The 16,699-nt window shown below is 61.7% G+C and carries 17 protein-coding genes; 3 read left to right on the forward strand and 14 right to left on the reverse strand.

The window, feature by feature from the left end; all coding sequences use genetic code 11:
* Positions 1-113: 113 nt before the first annotated feature.
* From NKJ67_RS30300 to rpoZ, 11 genes are all read right to left on the reverse strand, one after another.
* Entirely contained in the window at positions 114-1,250 is a 1,137-nt protein-coding gene (locus NKJ67_RS30300) for a porin (RefSeq protein ID WP_352584928.1), read from the reverse strand.
* Positions 1,251-1,987: 737 nt separating this feature from the next.
* Positions 1,988-2,881, reverse strand: coding sequence for an aminoglycoside phosphotransferase family protein (locus NKJ67_RS30305; protein WP_352584930.1), 894 nt, complete (start codon positions 2,879-2,881; stop codon positions 1,988-1,990).
* A gap of 5 nt (positions 2,882-2,886) precedes the next feature.
* Positions 2,887-3,813 carry a GTPase Era gene (gene era / locus NKJ67_RS30310; protein ID WP_027038032.1) on the reverse strand — a complete coding sequence of 309 codons (927 nt, stop codon included), beginning with the start codon at positions 3,811-3,813 and terminating at the stop codon, positions 2,887-2,889.
* Positions 3,810-4,565: a ribonuclease III gene (gene rnc, locus NKJ67_RS30315; RefSeq protein WP_127267164.1), complete on the reverse strand. Its 756-nt coding sequence runs from the start codon at positions 4,563-4,565 to the stop codon at positions 3,810-3,812. The genes era and rnc overlap by 4 nt, the downstream gene beginning before the upstream one ends.
* Positions 4,565-5,314: a signal peptidase I gene (lepB, locus tag NKJ67_RS30320; protein ID WP_352584933.1), complete on the reverse strand. Its 750-nt coding sequence runs from the start codon at positions 5,312-5,314 to the stop codon at positions 4,565-4,567. The genes rnc and lepB overlap by 1 nt, the downstream gene beginning before the upstream one ends.
* 78 nt (positions 5,315-5,392) lie before the next feature.
* Entirely contained in the window at positions 5,393-5,806 is a 414-nt protein-coding gene (acpS, locus tag NKJ67_RS30325) for a holo-ACP synthase (protein ID WP_027038035.1), read from the reverse strand.
* Positions 5,803-6,402, reverse strand: coding sequence for a DUF2062 domain-containing protein (locus NKJ67_RS30330; protein ID WP_352585014.1), 600 nt, complete (start codon positions 6,400-6,402; stop codon positions 5,803-5,805). The genes acpS and NKJ67_RS30330 overlap by 4 nt, the downstream gene beginning before the upstream one ends.
* A 245-nt stretch (positions 6,403-6,647) precedes the next feature.
* Positions 6,648-7,028, reverse strand: coding sequence for a VOC family protein (locus NKJ67_RS30335; protein ID WP_352584935.1), 381 nt, complete (start codon positions 7,026-7,028; stop codon positions 6,648-6,650).
* 71 nt (positions 7,029-7,099) lie between these two features.
* Positions 7,100-7,678, reverse strand: coding sequence for an orotate phosphoribosyltransferase (pyrE, locus tag NKJ67_RS30340; RefSeq protein WP_127267157.1), 579 nt, complete (start codon positions 7,676-7,678; stop codon positions 7,100-7,102).
* A 50-nt stretch (positions 7,679-7,728) separates the two neighbouring features.
* Positions 7,729-9,957: a RelA/SpoT family protein gene (locus NKJ67_RS30345; protein ID WP_023812864.1), complete on the reverse strand. Its 2,229-nt coding sequence runs from the start codon at positions 9,955-9,957 to the stop codon at positions 7,729-7,731.
* Between the two features lie 113 nt (positions 9,958-10,070).
* The gene (rpoZ, locus tag NKJ67_RS30350) at positions 10,071-10,472 is read right to left on the reverse strand and encodes a DNA-directed RNA polymerase subunit omega (protein ID WP_127382612.1); all 402 of its coding nucleotides are present in this window, start codon (positions 10,470-10,472) and stop codon (positions 10,071-10,073) included.
* Between the two features lie 327 nt (positions 10,473-10,799).
* Between rpoZ and NKJ67_RS30355 the strand changes: the two genes are divergently transcribed.
* Entirely contained in the window at positions 10,800-11,381 is a 582-nt protein-coding gene (locus NKJ67_RS30355) for a LabA-like NYN domain-containing protein (protein ID WP_352584938.1), read from the forward strand.
* A gap of 11 nt (positions 11,382-11,392) precedes the next feature.
* Complete coding sequence (locus NKJ67_RS30360) at positions 11,393-12,049, forward strand: uracil-DNA glycosylase (protein WP_352584940.1); 657 nt, start codon at positions 11,393-11,395, stop codon at positions 12,047-12,049.
* Between the two features lie 43 nt (positions 12,050-12,092).
* On the opposite strand, the gene NKJ67_RS30365 is transcribed toward NKJ67_RS30360, so the two are convergent.
* From NKJ67_RS30365 to dapA, 3 genes are all read right to left on the reverse strand, one after another.
* On the reverse strand, positions 12,093-12,803 hold the full coding sequence (locus NKJ67_RS30365) for a glycoside hydrolase family 25 protein (RefSeq protein WP_352584942.1): 711 nt from the start codon (positions 12,801-12,803) through the stop codon (positions 12,093-12,095).
* A gap of 14 nt (positions 12,804-12,817) precedes the next feature.
* Complete coding sequence (gene smpB, locus NKJ67_RS30370; RefSeq protein WP_013532594.1) at positions 12,818-13,297, reverse strand: SsrA-binding protein SmpB; 480 nt, start codon at positions 13,295-13,297, stop codon at positions 12,818-12,820.
* Between the two features lie 151 nt (positions 13,298-13,448).
* Positions 13,449-14,330, reverse strand: a complete 882-nt coding sequence (gene dapA / locus NKJ67_RS30375) for a 4-hydroxy-tetrahydrodipicolinate synthase (protein WP_127408488.1) — start codon at positions 14,328-14,330, stop codon at positions 13,449-13,451.
* A 246-nt stretch (positions 14,331-14,576) separates the two neighbouring features.
* On the opposite strand from dapA, the gene NKJ67_RS30380 reads away from it, so the two are divergent.
* Entirely contained in the window at positions 14,577-16,628 is a 2,052-nt protein-coding gene (locus tag NKJ67_RS30380) for a lytic transglycosylase domain-containing protein (protein ID WP_352584944.1), read from the forward strand.
* Positions 16,629-16,699: the final 71 nt, after the last annotated feature.

Raw genomic sequence — 16,699 nt, forward strand, 5'->3', positions numbered from 1 at the left:
TCGGGTGGCGAAATCAAGGTATGGGCTTGGCCCCCGGGTAACTCTCATGCCAATGCATAAAAAACCGCCCGCAGCGATGTGCTGCGGGCGGGCTGGTGGGGTCAGTCGATCCGTTAGAAATTGCGCTGGAAGCGAACGATGCCGCCGACGCTGCTCTTCTTGTCGGCCTTCGTCCAGTTGTTGAAGTCCAAGTCGTCGAATTTTCCTGCATTGAGGTAATCGACTTCAGTCGTGATCGTAAAGCCGGGCACAATGGTATAGGCCACGTTGGCCGCGACGCCGAGGTTCTTCCAGTCGTCATAGGAGACCTGGGCGTTGAACGAGGTCTTGTCGTTGAACTTGTAGGTGCCGCCGCCCCAGATCGCCCAGTTTCCGCCCCATGGCTTGTATTGGGTACGGCCTGTGCCGAAGTCGTTGATGTTGTCGTTGGTGCCGTAGCCGCCCATGACGAACAGCGTCAGTTCCTTGCTGACGTTGACGTCCAAACGGACCTTGCCGGACACTTCCTCATAATTGCTGTCATAGGCCACGACGCCGGTGATCGCACCCCAGTCGCCCTTGTACTTCAAACCGCCGACGACATGCGGAACATAGCTGTCGATCGTGTTGACGCCGGTGCCTTCTTCGAGCGAGACCACGCCCGTGAAGCCGCTGCCTGCGTCGAAGTAGTAGCTGATGAGATTGGTATCCTTGACACCATACGGGATGAGCGTGTCCTGGATGACGTTGCCGGCATAACCGATGAACTGATCGTATACCGTTTCATCCTTACCGACGCGCAGGCCACCGAGCTGGATCCAGGCGAAATTGAGGCTGGTGGCCTTGTTGCCGGCCTGCCAGCCAGAGCCACTAGTCTCATAGTTGCCGCTGCTGTTGCCGAATTGAAAGCGAGTCTCGGTAAAGGTCTTCAACGTGCCGAGCTCGGTTTCCTGGCCGGTATAAGTCCTCAGCGTGAAACGCATGTTCTTATACCAGGTATCGTTGCTGTCGCCGTCCTCGGTATCCGGAACGTTATTGGCGCCATCCAGCGCGCCGGAATCGCCAGCGCCCATGTCATAGCGCAGATAGCCGCCGATGCGCAGGCAGGTCTCGGTGCCCGGAATGTAGAAGTAACCGGCGCCGTAGACGTCGCAGATCTTGACGTATTCGGCCGGTTCCGGTTCGGCGACGACGACAGCGTCGGCGGCGCGCGCGCCGCTGACCACGATCAGGGCCGCGGCTGAGCCGAGAAGGAGGCTCTTGATGTTCATTTTCTGACCTCTCCAGTCATAGTTATAAATGGCTTCGGATTTGTGGCTGGCGGCAATGTTTTCCCGCCTCACCCCCACAACGAAAAAGGCTCACACCGCTCGCCCTTTTCAGCGGCGAACATACCCATCGTTCATCTGCCTTCAATGACGATTTCCGGAATAATGACAATTCCCCAAACAGATTAATGCCGTGTTGCACAAATAACACTTGATAATCCGACGAGCGGCACAAATGGCACAATGTCATTTATTAAATATATATACGGATACTTTCGTGTCTAACTATACTGATAACGTGTTATATTTCCAATATGGCCGCATAATACGCAAAATATACCTCAATTCCGTCGAAATTTATTCGATTCTTGCCGCCTCCCCTTCTGTTGCCAGATAAGGCCCATCTGCAAATCCCGCTCTGATACCGAGGCGAAAAGCGGGATGACGCTTCCAAGGGTGTCTGCCCCCTCCAAGGCGGTCGAAACTTCCTGGAGTGCCGTCGTGTCGCCGATTGTGACAGCAGCCAGCCGTTGAAAAACGATTCCTCCGTGACGCCCTCTCAGTCGACCTGAACGACGCAGGCGATGCGCTCCCCCCGCCTCGATCAGGCGGGTGGGCACGCATAGGTCCGGGAAAGCATCGCCTCGGTCAGAATGTCCCTGGTCGCGCCATACGGGGGCGGATGGATCGGCGACAGGATCAGGATCTGGTGGGCGAGAGCGCCTTGAACGTTTGGCGCCTCACCCCCGCCGCGCGTGATCGGCAAGCACCTCATCGATCACATGACGGGATTTTTCAACCTCGACAGGGTTGACGCCGATCTGTCCAGCTACCGTGATCAGCGCCTTCCAAAGCGTCCAGCCACGACCACGCGCCCACATCGCCTCATCGGCTGGAAGGCCGGCGCGAAACGCCTCCCGGCTTTTGCCTTCAAACAATGTCCAGGCAATCGCCAGATCGCAGGCGGGATCGCCAACGCCGGAGGTTCCGAAGTCGATCACCGCGCCCAACCGGCCTTGCCTGACCAGCAGGTTTCCCCAACTGACGTCGCCGTGGAACCAGACCGGCGCACCGTGCCATGGCGCGGCAAGTGCTGCCTCCCACACCGCGCGGGCTGCGACCATATCGATCTTGCCGTCGAGGGCTGCAATCGCTTGCCGGGTTTCGCCATCGTAGACGCTGAGTGCTCCGCCGCGAAAGAAGTTGTGTTGTCCCGGCGCCGGTCCGCCAGTGGCATCGATCATTTGCAAGGCGACCAGGAACGCGGCCAGGTCGGTCGCGAATCGCGGCAAGCTGGCGATACGCTCGCGCTCTGCCGTCTCCCCTTCGATCCAGCGGTAAACGGACCAGTGCCAGGGATAGCTTTCGGCCGGAACTCCCATCGCCAGCGGCACCGGGATCGGCAGCGGCAACAGAGGTGCGAGCCTCGGCAGCCAGCGATGCTCCTTTTCCACCTGCAGGGAATAGGCCGCGGCGCTTGGCAGCCGCACGGTCATCTCGTCGCCGAGATGAAAGGTTCTGTTGTCCCAGCCGCCAAACTCGACGGGCCTGACCGCAAGCTCCTTCCAACGGGGAAACTGCGTGGCGATCAATCGGCTGACAAGCGCTATGTCGATGTTCGGCTTGCTGGCCATCGAGCCTAGCGCGGAAACTCGAGCCCCATCTCGCGATAGCGCTCAGGGTCGTCGCCCCAGTTCTCGCGCACCTTGACGAACAGGAACAGGTGCACCTTCTGTTCGAGGATGCCCGCTATCTCCATGCGTGCCGCCTGGCCGATGGCGCGGATTGTCTCGCCCTTGTGGCCAAGAACGATCTTCTTCTGGCTGTCGCGCTCAACATAGATGGTCTGGTCGATGCGCACCGAGCCATCCGGCTTCTCTTCCCATTTCTCGGTCTCGATATGCGAGGAATAGGGCAGTTCCTGATGCAGCCTTAGATACAGCTTCTCGCGCGTGATCTCGGCCGCGAGCTGGCGCATCGGCAGGTCCGAGATCTGGTCTTCCGGATAGTACCAGGGGCCGACCGGTAGAGCCTCGGCCAGATAATCGAGCACGTCCTTGCAGCCGGAACCGGTCAGCGCCGACACCATGAAGGTGCGCTTGAACGGCACCCTTTCGTTCGCTGCCGCCGACAGAGCGAGCAGCGCTTCGTGCTTGACGCGGTCGACCTTGTTGAGGATCAGCACCATTGGCTGGCGCACATCCTTCAGCCGTTCGAGGATGGCGTCGGCGTCGCCCCTGATGCCGCGTTCGGCATCGATCAAAAGCAGCACGATGTCGGCGTCCTTGGCCCCGCCCCAGGCGGTGGTCACCATCGCCGTGTCGAGCCTCCGCTTCGGCTTGAAGATGCCGGGCGTGTCGACAAAAACGATCTGCGCATTGTCATGCGTGGCGATGCCGCGCACGATGGCGCGGGTCGTCTGCACCTTGTGGGTGACGATCGACACCTTGGCGCCCACCAATTGGTTGACCAGCGTCGACTTGCCCGCATTGGGCGCGCCGATCAGCGCGACAAAACCGGAATGCGTGGCGGCGGCTGCGGTCGCCGGCTCTTCGGTAGCGGTCATGCCGCACTCCCTTCACTGGAGGGTCGCGCGCCCTCCGATTTTTGGGCCGATGTGGTGGCCCAGACGCCTTCGCGCACAAGAAATGCCGAAGCCGCCGCTTCTTCGGCAACCCTGCGGGAGCCGCCAGTGCCGCTTATCGGCGCAAAACCGCGGACCTGCAAGGACACGGTGAAGACGGGCTGGTGGTCCGGGCCTTCGCGTTTTTCGATCACGTATTCGGGTCTGATATCGCTGGTCTTGGCAATCCATTCCTGCAGATCGGATTTCGGATTGAGCGGCTTTGTGATCACCGTATGCGAGCGCGGTTCCCAGTAGCGCAGGACAAACCGCCGCGCGGCCTCGATGCCACCGTCTACGTAAACCGCCGCGATCAGGGCTTCGACCGCATCCGCCAGATAGTTTCCGCCCGAGCCACGCGACCGCATCTTCAAGGCAGAATCGGCGCGGACCAGATCCTCCAGCTGCATTTCGATGCCGATCTCGGAGCATGTCCGTGCATCGACCAGCGCATTGAAGCGCGGCGCGATTTCACCTTCCGGCGCATCGGGAAATTTTTCGAAAAGCATATCGGCGACGACAAGCCCGAGCACGCGGTCGCCAAGAAATTCAAGACGCTGGTTGTTGGTGGCGGCCTTGACCGCACTGGAATGCGTCAAGGCGGTCTCGAGCAAGCGGATATCCTTGAAGACGTGGCCGGTCTTGGCTTTTACCAAACCGGCCAGAGTTTCGCCTGTCGGACGCTTCAAAGCCATCAATTGACGAAGTGGAACAGGCGCGAAGCGCGCATCAGCGACGGCCATTTCCAGATTTCGAGAGGGCTCGCCTTGCCGGCGATCGAGAAGAAAACAAGATTGGCACGGCCAACCAGATTTTCCGCGGGAACGTAGCCGACGGTGAAACGGCTGTCGGCGGAATTGTCCCGGTTGTCGCCCATCATGAAATAGTGGCCGGGCGGCACATCGAATTCGCGGGTGTTGTCGCCGATCGAGTTCGAATTCAGGTCGAGCGTGTCGTAGCTGACGCCGTTGGGCAAGGTCTCACGATAGACATCGATCGGGCCCGATTCCTCGGTGATGTCGGGATTGTCGATCTGGCCTGTTTTCACGCGCGGCACGCCGACGCCGTTGATGAACAGCTGGCCGTCCTTGACCTGGATCTTGTCACCCGGCAGGCCGACAACGCGCTTGATGTAGTCGACGGACGGATCAGGCGGGAACTTGAACACCGCCACGTCGCCACGCTTCGGCTCGGCGCCCCAGATGCGGCCCGAAAAGATGTCGGGGCCGAAAGGCAGCGAGTACCGCGAATAGCCATAGGACCATTTGGTGACGAACAGATAGTCGCCTTCAAGAAGCGTCGGCCGCATTGATCCCGACGGGATCGAAAAAGGCTGGAACAGCAGCGTGCGGATGACCAGGGCGAGCAAAAGCGCCTGGACGATGACGCTGACGGTCTCGCCAAGCCCGCCGGATTTCTTCTCGGATTTTTCAGCCACGCTCATGTCGTCCTCGATTGTGCGTTGGATGGTATAGAGTCTCGGCGCGCGCTGGGCAACGTCAATGCCGGTCGTCAGAGGCAATCAATGTGGCGCTTCTTCGACGGGCAGCGCCTCGATGATCACAAAGGCTTGAGCGAGCGGGAAATCATCCGTGATGGTGAGGTGGATTGCCGCCCGATGGCCCTTTGGCAGGATCTTGTCCAGCCTGGCCTGCGCTCCTCCCGTCAGAGCCATGGTCGGCGCGCCACTGGGCAGGTTGACGACACCCATGTCGCGCCAGAACACGCCCTGCGCCAGACCGGTGCCCAGCGCCTTGGCGCAGGCCTCCTTGGCGGCGAAACGCTTGGCATAGGAGGCCGCGCGGGCGCGTCGATTGTCGGAACGCGCCTGTTCGATCTCGGTGTAGATTCTCTGGATGAAGCGCTGGCCGTGACGCTCCAGCGATTTCTCGATGCGTCTGATGTCGATCAGGTCGCTGCCGATGCCGATGATCATCGCGCGGTGGAACCGATGCTTGCGCCGGGATGGGACGATTGCGCATGCCGGCTTGCGCGCTCGGCCAGACGTTTGCGTCGCTGTTCGCGGAAAGCGTTCATGCCCCAGCGCGTGAGGACGTAGAACAGCAGCCCGAAGGCGAGCCCGAGCGGAACCGCGCCTATCAGCATCGGTTCAAGGACCGGTTTCCACAATTGCGCGAAGGAGAGGTTGTGCAACATCTCGCCCAGATGTGCCGGCGGCCCATGCGTCGGCAAGCGGTCATGCAGGATGAGCTTGCCCGTTTCCCACGACGCCCCCCATAGCAACGGGAAGGTCAGGGGGTTGCCGAAAAAAACCGCGCCGAGAGCGGCCGCCACCAGATTGCCGGCGATCACCCAGCACAGGAGGGCAGCGATGATGAAATGGAAACCGACGGGAAAGAATGAAGCGAAGACCCCGGCTGCAACGCCGGCCGCCACCGCATGCGGTGTGGCCTTCAGCCGCAGGATGCGCTTGGAAAAATACTGAAGCGAGCGCGAAAATGAGCGGCGCGGCCAAAGGTAGGTACGCACCCGCTCGTAAAGGCCATCAGGCTTGCGGCGTCGAAAAAGCACTCTGTTCCCGTTCCACGGCTCCCGCAACGGCACCTTAGCCGGGCGTGGCAGCCACATCTTGCGCTTGACGATCACCCAATGGCAATCGCAAGCATGATATAACGACGCGCTGACAGAAGAACAACCAAGCAGCGTCTGCCCGATGCGCACTCGTCGCCGCCCCTCGGGGTGGTTCTTGCTTCGAACATTGGACAATCGCGGCGAATTTAAGGAAAACTGGCAGTCGCTCTTTCGAAGAGCGCCGGCTACGGCAGGTATTCGCTGACCTCGACCAGATTGCCGTCCGGGTCGCGGAAATAGACTGACATCATCGGACCGCGGGCCCCGATACGTTCAACCGGACCGAGTTCCACCGCCACACCATTGGCCGCGAGCCGGGCACGGACCTCATCCAACGGCCCGTCCGTGACCAGGCAGAAATCGCTCGAGCCCGGAGTCGGCGACTTCGCCTTCGGCTCGAAAGTGCGGCCGACCTCATGCACATTGATCTTATGGATACCGAAAGCCAGCGCCGTCGGCCGATCCGCCGCGTCGATGCGCTCAAAACCCAGCACGCGCTGGTAAAACTCACAGGTCACTTCCAGCGAAGCGACCGTCAGCACGAAATGATCGATGCCGGTGATCATTTCCAATTTGTCTTCACGCATGTCGCTTTCCCCAAAACCGCCGCACACTGTTGGGCGAAAAAAATGCCCCGTCAGATGTTGCGGCTGCCGGGCTTGATCGCCGGGATGGCGGCAAGCTCCGGCGGCAGCCGGTCGGCCGGATAGGCCGGGACCTCATACTCGGCCAGCGCGATGAGCGGCACACCGACATCGGTCTTGCCAGCCGAACGGTCGATGATGCAGGCCGCGGCCACTACCTCGGCGCCAAGATCGCGCAGGCACTCGATGGTCTCTCGGATCGACAGGCCAGTGGTGACGATGTCCTCGACGATGACGACACGCGAACCCCTGGCGATCTCGAAGCGGCGCAAGCGGAACTCGCCGCCTTCCCGCTCGACCCAGATCGCCGGCACGCGGAGATGGCGCGAGGTCTCGTAGGCTGGGATCAGCCCGCCGATCGCCGGGCCGACGACATAGTCGATCTTGCCGGGCACGCCTGCGCGGATTTTCTCCGCCAGCGCCTTGCACAGTAGCTCGGTCTTGTCGGCATGCATGAACACGCGCGCCTTCTGCAGGAAGACCGGACTGCGCAGGCCCGAGGTCAAAATGAAATGCCCTTCCAGAACAGCACCCGCCTCGCGGAAAATGCCCAGCACTTCATCGGTGTTCATTTCTGCCTCTTTTTGATTGACCATGACTTTGTCCGAAACCGGAGCATGATCTAGCCATTGACGCGTCTTGCGTCGCTGACGCTCGAATTGTCCTTGAGCTGCGACAGCAGCCGGTTGAGGTGCTTGAGATCCCAGACTTCGAGATCGATCAGCATTTCGGTGAAGTCGGGCGCAGTGCGCACCATCGACAGCGTATGGATATTGGCGTCGTTCGAGGCAACCACCTGCGCTATATCGGCGAGTGACCCCGGCGCGTTGATGGCGGTGACCGAGACACGCGCCGGAAAGCGTTCCTTGGTGCGCTCGTCGATGTCCCAGCGCACGTCGATCCAGCGCTCGGGCTGGTCGTCGAACGCCTGCAGCGCCGGCGACTGGATCGGATAGATGGTGATGCCGGTGCCCGGCTGGACGATGCCGACGATGCGATCGCCAGGCACTGCCCCCTCCGGCGCGAAGCGCACCGGCAGATCACCGCGCACGCCGCGGATCGGCACGGCGCCATCGCGTGGCTGGTCCTTGTCCTTGCGCGCGGCACGACCCGGAATCTGGAACAACATGCCGGCGGCATTGCGGATCTTCGACCAGCCCTCCTCGCGCGGCTTGGGGACGGCCGTAGTGACGCGCTCATCCTTGTAGTCGGGGAATACCGCCTTCATGACGTCGGTGGAGGCGAGCTCGCCGCGCCCGACGGAGGCCAGCACATCCTCGATGTCCTTGCGCGCCAGCCTGTGCAGCACCTGCTTCAGGCTCTCCTTGGTGAAGGTCTTGCCGGCACGCTCGAAGGCGCGTTCCAGGATGCGGATGCCGAGACCCGAATATTGCTTGCGGATGGCGTTCTTGGTGGCACGGCGGATGGCCGAGCGCGCCTTGCCGGTGACGACGACCGATTCCCATGCCGCCGGCGGCACCTGCGCCTTGGAGCGGATGATCTCGACCTCATCGCCGTTCTTCAGCTCCGTCATCAGCGGCATGATGCGGCCGTTGACCTTGGCACCGACGCAGGTGTCGCCGACATCGGTGTGCACCGCGTAGGCGAAATCGATCGGCGTCGCGCCGCGCGGCAGCGCAATCAACATGCCTTTCGGGGTGAAGCAGAACACCTGGTCCTGGAACAGCTCCAGCTTGGTATTTTCGAGGAAATCCTCGGGATTGTCGCCCTCGGCAAGCTGCTCGATGGTGCGCCGCAGCCAGGCATAGGCGTTGGTTTCCTTCGAAATCGCGTGGGCGGCGCCATTCGTCTTGCCGCCGGTGTCCTTGTAGATCGAATGGGCAGCGACGCCGTATTCGGCGATCTTGTTCATCTCGCGGGTGCGGATTTGCAGCTCGACACGCTGGCGCGACGGGCCGACGATGGTGGTGTGGATCGACCGATAATCGTTCTGCTTCGGCGTCGAGATGTAGTCCTTGAAGCGGCCCGGCACCATCGACCACGCGGTGTGGATGGCGCCAAGCGCCCTGTAACAATCCTCGACCGTGTCGACGACGACGCGGAAGCCGAAAATATCCGAGAGCTGCTCGAAGGACAGCGCCTTGGCCTCCATCTTGCGGAACACCGACCACGGCTTCTTCTGCCGGCTCTTCACGCCGGCGTTGATCGCATGCTTCTCGAACAGCGTGGACAGCGCCTTTTCGATGTCCGTCAGCACGCCCTTGTTGCGCTCGAAGATTTCGGCAAGCCGTGCGGTGACGGCGCGATAGGCTTCCGGATTGATGAAGCGGAAGGCGATCTCTTCCAGCTCCTCGCGCATGCCTTGCATGCCCATGCGGCCGGCCAGCGGCGCGTAGATATCCATCGTCTCCTCGGCGATGCGCAGGCGCTTGGCCTCCGGCATGTGGTCGAGGGTGCGCATATTGTGCAGGCGGTCGGCGAGCTTGACCAGCAGCACGCGGACATCTTCTGAAATCGCCAGCAGAAGCTTTCTCAGGTTTTCCGCCTGCTCGGCCTTCTTCGAGACGAGATCGAGCTTCTTCAGCTTGGTCAGGCCCTCGACCAGCTTGCCCATTTCGGGGCCGAACAGATCGTCGATCTCCGCCCGTGTGGCGGTCGTGTCCTCGATGGTGTCGTGCAGCAGGGCGACCGCGATCGTCGCCTCGTCCATATGCATCTCGGTGAGGATGGCGGCGACTTCGAGCGGGTGCGAGAAATACGGGTCGCCGGAAGCGCGCTTCTGGTGGCCATGCTTCTGCATGGCATAGACATAGGCCTTGTTGAGCAACGCCTCGTTGACGTCAGGCTTGTAGCGCTGGACGCGCTCGACAAGCTCATACTGACGCATCATGGGCGGGATCTCGCAGCGGTGAAATGAATCATGCGCCGCACTGCTGTACGGCGCATGTCATAGATAGCCACGAAACTGCCAGGACGGAAGTGCCGGATGCTTGATCCAGGCTCTTAGTAGTCGTCGCTCTTTTCCGGTGGCACCAGACCCTCGATGCCGGCCAGGAGATCTTCCTCGGTCATGCGGTCGAAGGTGATGTTCTCCTCGGTGTCGTCGGCATCGGTGGCAGCAACGGCGGTGCCGGTCTGATCGGCAATCGCCTCGCCATCGGCCTCGGGCTCGTCGACCTCGACATGCTTCTGCAGCGAATGAATCAGATCTTCCTTGAGGTCGTCGGGCGACAGCGTCTCATCGGCGATCTCGCGCAGCGCCACGACCGGGTTCTTGTCGTTGTCACGCGGCACGGTGATCGGCGCGCCCTGGCTGATCTGCCGGGCACGGTGGCCGGCAAGCAGCACCAGTTCGAAGCGGTTGTCGACCTTGTCGATGCAATCTTCAACGGTTACGCGGGCCATGGATTGCCCCTTTCATGCGATGGATTTGATGGAAAACAGGCGCGGTCCATAACCCGAACGCCGCCAAAATACAAGCATCATGGCAATGGCCGGGCTGCAGGGCGCCCAATCCTTCGTTGAAACACCCGATTCGGCAAAAACTGGCTGTGCTTATGTGTTCGGTGTCCCGATCACAATTGCTTGCAGTGCCGCACGCGCCCTTGGATTGCCGTGAATCTGGCGCTATCTCGGATGGCGTGGAGGTCAGCCGGTTTATTATGAGCCTGACCGAACGTCGCTATCGCATTTCGTTTAGACGGCCGTTTATTTCGAGAAGGAATATTTTCCATGTTCGACCCTCGTGAAAAAATCGCCCTATTCATCGACGGCGCCAATCTCTATGCGACGTCGCGCGCGCTCGGCTTCGACATCGACTATCGCAAGCTCCTGTCGAGCTTCCAGAAACGTGGCTATCTCCTGCGCGCCTATTATTACACGGCGCTGGTCGAGGATCAGGAATACTCCTCGATCCGTCCGCTGATCGACTGGCTCGACTACAACGGCTTCAAGGTGGTCACCAAGCCGGCCAAGGAATTCACCGACTCGACCGGCCGCCGCAAGATCAAGGGCAATATGGACATCGAGCTCACGGTCGATGCGCTGGAGCTCGCCGATGTCGTCGACCACTATGTCATCTTTTCCGGCGACGGCGATTTCCGCACGCTGGTCGAGGCGCTGCAGCGGCGCGGCCGCAAGGTGTCGATCGTCTCGACCATGGCCTCGCAGCCGCCGATGATCTCCGACGATCTGCGCCGCCAGGCTGACCATTTCATCGACCTGACGACCTTGAAGAACGACGTTGGCCGCGATCCGTCCGAGCGGCTGGTGCGCAAGCCCGAGCCGGCCGAAGTCGACGAGGATGATTACTGAGGCCGGTCGCCTTGACCGCCCTTTGCGCCTCAGAGCCTAGTCGCGACTGCCCACTCTGCCCGCGGTTGCACGACTTCATCGCCGAGTGGCGGCAGCGCGAACCATCCTGGTTCAACGCACCGGTGCCGACTTTTTTGCCGCCGGAAGGCGACGACGCCGTCCGGCTTCTGATCGTCGGGTTGGCGCCCGGGCTGCGCGGCGCGAACCGCACAGGACGGCCCTTCACCGGCGACTATGCCGGCGACCTGCTCTACTCGACGCTGATTTCGCACGGTTTTGCGCGCGGTGAATTCAAGGCCAGGCCCGATGACGGATTGGAGCTTGTCGGAACCGCAATCACCAATGCGGTGCGCTGCGTGCCGCCGGAGAACAAACCGGTGGGCGCCGAGATCGCCACGTGCCGGACATTCCTGGTGCCGACGATCGCCCGGTTCCCTAATTTGCGCGCCGTGCTGGCACTGGGATCGATCGCGCATCAGTCGACGGTGCGGGCGCTGGGTGGGCGCGTCGCCGCCTACCCGTTCAAGCATGGCGGGCAGCTGCCGGCCGGTGGCGTCACGCTGTTTTCGAGCTATCACTGCTCACGCTACAACACCAATACCGGCGTGCTGACCGAAGCGATGTTCGTCAGTGTTTTCAGCCAGATAGCGGAATTCTTGCGGACATAAATGTTTTTGCAGTAATTGGAGCTGGTGTCCGCCAGACATCAACTCAGCGCGGCAGTGCATTCAGCGCATCCAACATGGCTGGCCCACCCTGCAGCACATTCAGGTCGACATCGCCATTGATGCCGTCAACGCGACCCCTGTTGTGGTACTGCCAGTAGACCCAGTCGTCGCGATCCGGCTCCAGGAGCAATGAGCGGAGCCAGAGCGGACGGGCAGCAATGCGCCCTGCATACGCTTCCGCTGCGTCGTCGGTCAGATAGACCACCGCCGGCTTGCCGAACGCCGCCTCGACTGGAGCGAGGAACGCGGCCAGTTCGGCGTTCAATTGTTCGGGCGTCGGCCGCTGCGGGCAGTTGCCGCCGAATTCGATGTCGACCACGGGTGGCAGCAGGGACTGATCGTGCGGCACCACCGAGATGAAATTCTTCGCCTGGTCCGCACCCGGCCGGCAAAAGGTGAAAAAGTGATAGGCGCCGACGGCGAGACCGGCGGCCCGGGCCTCTTCCAGATTCCGTGCGAAAGCATCATCGACATGATCGCCGCCTTCGGTCGCCTTGATGACGGCAAAGGCGACATCGTCGGCGGCTACGCGCCGCCAATCGATCTGGCCCTGATGATGGGAGACGTCGATGCCCCTGACCGGATATTTATCGCGATCCGGCGAGAATGACCTGAAATAGAGATAGCCGCCTGCGGCGACGAAACACAACAAGACCAGGCTGGCCAAACCAAAGAGGACAATCCGGTTCTTCAAGCGAATGGCCCCGCCTACCCACGCTCTTTTAACAGCCGGCCCTTCTCGCGCGACCAATCGCGCTGCTTCTCGGATTCGCGCTTGTCGTGCAGTTTCTTGCCGCGGCCGACAGCGAGCAGCAGCTTGGCGCGGCCCTGGTCGTTGAAATAGATTTTCAGCGGCACCAGTGTCATGCCTTCGCGGTCGACACTCTGTGACAGTTTCGCCATCTCGCGCTTGTTGAGCAGCAGCTTGCGGCGCCGGCGCGGCTCATGGTTGAAGCGGTTGGCCTGCAGATACTCCGGCAGATAGGAATTGATCAGCCAGATCTCGCCACCTTCGACCGAGGCATAGCTGTCCTGGATGTTGGCCTGGCCCTGGCGCAGCGACTTGACCTCGGTGCCGGTCAGCACCAGACCGGCCTCGACCGTGTCAAGCACCTCATAGGAAAACCGCGCCTTACGGTTTTCCGAAACGGTCTTGTTGTTGGGATCGGCTTTTCTGACCTGGTTCATGATGCTTAGAGTCCGTTTCGAAACTCGCTCCTGCGAGTCAGATGATGGTGTCATCGAGAACCGGAGCGGAGCGTACATATAGTACGTGAGCACCGGAAGCGCAGGTGACGCCTTCAGATGGCCGCAGGAGTAGAGTTTCCAAACGGGCTCGCTAATTAATCAAGCCGGCGTGCTTCATAGCCGCATCGATCTTGTCGGCAGTCGACTGTTCGATCGTCACCAGCGGCGAGCGCAGCACGTTTTCGACCTTGCCTAGCTTCGACAGCGCGTATTTGGCGCCGGAAACGCCAGGCTCGATGAAGATCGCCTTGTGCAGCGGCAGCAGGCGATCCTGCAGATCCAGCGCCTTGACGCTGTCGCCGGCAAGCGTTGCCTCCTGGAATTCGGCGCAGAGCCGCGGCGCAACGTTCGATGTCACCGAAATGCAGCCGACGCCGCCATGCGCGTTGAAGCCGAGCGCCGAAGCGTCCTCGCCCGAGAGCTGGATGAAATCCTTGCCGCACGTGGCGCGCTGCTCGGAGACCCGTTCGACCTTGCCGGTGGCATCCTTGACGCCGACAATATTCTTGAAGTCGTGCGCGAGCCGCCCCATCGTCTCCGGCATCATGTCGATGACCGAGCGCGGCGGGATGTTGTAGATGATGATCGGCAGCTTGGTCGCCTTGGCGACCGCCGCGAAATGCTCGTAAAGACCGCGCTGTGTCGGCCTGTTGTAGTAGGGCGTGACGACGAGGGCGGCATCGGCGCCGGCCTTCTCGGCATACTGCACGAGGCCGACTGCTTCCTCGGTGTTGTTGGAGCCGGCGCCGGCGACGACCGGAACGCGGCCCTTGGCCACCTCGATACACACCTTGACGACCTGGCGGTGCTCGTCATGCGACAGCGTCGGCGACTCGCCGGTGGTGCCGACCGGCACCAGGCCCGTCGTGCCCTCTGAGAGTTGCCATTCGACGAACGCGCGAAAGGCTTTCTCGTCGAAACGCCCGCTCTTTTCGAACGGTGTCACGAGCGCAGTAAGCGAGCCTCTCAGCATGTCGTCCAACTCCTTGGCACTTCTGGTGTTTGTGTCGGTGTTTGTGGTCGCGCCTTCTAACCGAAAGCGAAGCGGCGCACCATAGTCTCGACATGGTTGCGCGGCAAGCATTGCCATGGTGCCAGCAAGCGCAATTCGAACAGCCTCGCTAACCCTTTGTTTACGGGCTCTTCATGACCTAAGTTTAGGCTTCGAGGCATCTTCGCCAGCCTGTGGAATGCCAGGACAAGGAAAGACTTAAGGATCATGCCGGGCGGTCGGCCTCACATTCTCGCGCTGCTTGGCGCCACGCTCGCGCTGATGCCGGGCATGGCGATCAGCGGTAGCGTGGACGTACGGGTCACCTCAGCCATTCCGATGCCAGGCGCTGCAATTGCGCTGCCAGACCTGCAGGATAGGACGCGACAGGCGCCCTTGCCTGACGTCGCCCCCCTGAAAAGCGGGCTGGATGCGTTGGCGGCGGGCGATAGTCCCCGCGCTCGTGGAGTGCGCGATGCCCTTCCCGCTCAGTCGCTCGACCAGCATATCCTTGCCTGGGCGATCGCGCTTTATGGCGGCGACAAGGTTCCGAGCGGCGATATCACTGCTGCGGCCAAGATGCTGCCCAATTGGCCGGGCACCGTCGCCCTGCGCAGGAACAGCGAGCGCGCACTCTATCGCGAGAACCCTGCCCCCGACATCGTTATCAGGGCGTTCGACGGCAGCCAGCCGCAGACATTCGAAGGCGTGATGGTTCTTGCCCGCGCCTATGTGGCGTCAGGCAATATCAAGGCGGCACGTTCGGTGCTGTCGCCCTTCTGGCGCACCGCGATCCTGGAGGCCAGGGACGAGGCGGCGCTGATCAAGGAATTCGGCAGCTTGATCCCGGCCACCGACCACCGTTTTCGCATGGAGCGCATGTTCTATGCCGACCGCGCGAATTCCGCCTTGCGCGTCGCCAGCCTGGCTGGCGCCCAGCAACTCGCCGAGGCCTGGGCGGCGGCCGACAAAGGCGACAAGAACGCGCCCAAGCTGCTGAAGGCCGTGCCGGCAATGCAACGTTCGGCCGGCTACTTCTTCGCGCAGGCCGAATATCTGCGCAAGCAGGAGGATTTTGCCGGGGCCGCCGCCATTGTGATGCAGGCGCCGACCGATCGCGACGCTCTCGTCGATCCGGATGCCTGGTGGGTCGAGCGCCGGGTGTTGTCGCGCGAACTGGTAGACCAGGGCGACATGAAGACCGCGTACAAGATCGTCGCCACACACGCCGCCGAAAGTGCCGCCAATGCGGCAGACGCCGAATTCCATGCTGGCTGGTATGCGCTGCGCGGCCTGAACGACCCAAAAACCGCGGCCAGTCATTTCGCTCGCATCGCGGACCTCGCCCAGGGGCCGATGACGCTGTCGCGCGCCTATTATTGGCTCGGCCGTGCCGCGGAAGTCGGCGGTCCGGGCAATGCCAAGGACTATTTTGCACGCGCCACTGCCTATGGCACGACATTCTACGGCCAGCTTGCCGCCGAACGCGTGGGCCGGCAGGCGCTGAACATCGTCTATCCCTCGCCAAGTGCAGCCGACCGGCAGAATTTTGCCGGCCGCGAGGCCGTCAGCGCCATCAAGCGGCTGCAGGAGGCGGGCTACGACCGCTATGCCGAGACGCTCTATCGTGACCTTGCCGGGCAGTTGACCAGTCCAGGCGAACTGGCGCTGCTCGCTGTCCTTGCCGAAAAGCAAGGGAACCATTTCATGGCGCTGAAAATCGGCAAGATCGCCGGGGCGCGCGGCATCGATGTCGGCGCATTGTCGCATCCGCTCGGCGTCATTCCCGATTCGGCCGACATTTCCGGCTCGGGCAAGGCGCTGGCCTATGCGATCGCCCGCCAGGAAAGCGAATTCAACATCGGCGCCGTGTCGAGCGCCGGCGCGCGCGGGCTGCTGCAGCTGATGCCGGGAACCGCAAGGCAACTGGCGAAGAAGGCCGGGCTGCAGTTTTCACAAACACGGCTGACCACTGATGCCGGCTATAACGCGACGCTTGGTTCGGCCTTCCTCGGCGAACAGCTCGACCGCTTCAACGGCTCCTACGTGCTGACCTTCGCCGGCTACAATGCCGGCCCCAACCGGGCCAGCCAGTGGGTGGCCAGGTATGGCGACCCACGCGGCAAGGACATCGACGCGGTCGTCGACTGGATCGAGCGAATTCCCTACACGGAAACCAGAAGTTACGTTCAGCGCGTGATGGAGAATTACGAGGTCTACAAGATGCGTATTTCGGGCAAATACGACATTGTCGGGGATCTGGTGAACGGGCGGGGTTGACGGCTCAAGAGGCGACTTCGTCGAAGCTGGAGATCTCCCCCTTGCGGGGGAGATGCCTGGCAAGGCAGAGG

It is taken from the genome of Mesorhizobium sp. M0088 (assembly GCF_040322895.1).
In the GTDB taxonomy this organism is placed as follows: Bacteria; Pseudomonadota; Alphaproteobacteria; order Rhizobiales; family Rhizobiaceae; genus Mesorhizobium.

Bases quoted from the DNA above. Each gene is read 5' to 3' on its own strand.
- NKJ67_RS30300 (WP_352584928.1), bottom strand. From the start codon at position 1,250: ATGAACATCAAGAGCCTCCTTCTCGGCTCAGCCGCGGCCCTGATCGTG.
- NKJ67_RS30305 (WP_352584930.1), bottom strand. From the start codon at position 2,881: ATGGCCAGCAAGCCGAACATCGACATAGCGCTTGTCAGCCGATTGATC.
- era (WP_027038032.1), bottom strand. From the start codon at position 3,813: ATGACCGCTACCGAAGAGCCGGCGACCGCAGCCGCCGCCACGCATTCC.
- rnc (WP_127267164.1), bottom strand. From the start codon at position 4,565: ATGGCTTTGAAGCGTCCGACAGGCGAAACTCTGGCCGGTTTGGTAAAA.
- lepB (WP_352584933.1), bottom strand. From the start codon at position 5,314: ATGAGCGTGGCTGAAAAATCCGAGAAGAAATCCGGCGGGCTTGGCGAG.
- acpS (WP_027038035.1), bottom strand. From the start codon at position 5,806: ATGATCATCGGCATCGGCAGCGACCTGATCGACATCAGACGCATCGAG.
- NKJ67_RS30335 (WP_352584935.1), bottom strand. From the start codon at position 7,028: ATGATCACCGGCATCGATCATTTCGTGCTGACGGTCGCTTCGCTGGAA.
- pyrE (WP_127267157.1), bottom strand. From the start codon at position 7,678: ATGAACACCGATGAAGTGCTGGGCATTTTCCGCGAGGCGGGTGCTGTT.
- NKJ67_RS30345 (WP_023812864.1), bottom strand. From the start codon at position 9,957: ATGATGCGTCAGTATGAGCTTGTCGAGCGCGTCCAGCGCTACAAGCCT.
- rpoZ (WP_127382612.1), bottom strand. From the start codon at position 10,472: ATGGCCCGCGTAACCGTTGAAGATTGCATCGACAAGGTCGACAACCGC.
- NKJ67_RS30355 (WP_352584938.1), top strand. From the start codon at position 10,800: ATGTTCGACCCTCGTGAAAAAATCGCCCTATTCATCGACGGCGCCAAT.
- smpB (WP_013532594.1), bottom strand. From the start codon at position 13,297: ATGAACCAGGTCAGAAAAGCCGATCCCAACAACAAGACCGTTTCGGAA.
- dapA (WP_127408488.1), bottom strand. From the start codon at position 14,330: ATGCTGAGAGGCTCGCTTACTGCGCTCGTGACACCGTTCGAAAAGAGC.
- NKJ67_RS30380 (WP_352584944.1), top strand. From the start codon at position 14,577: ATGCCGGGCGGTCGGCCTCACATTCTCGCGCTGCTTGGCGCCACGCTC.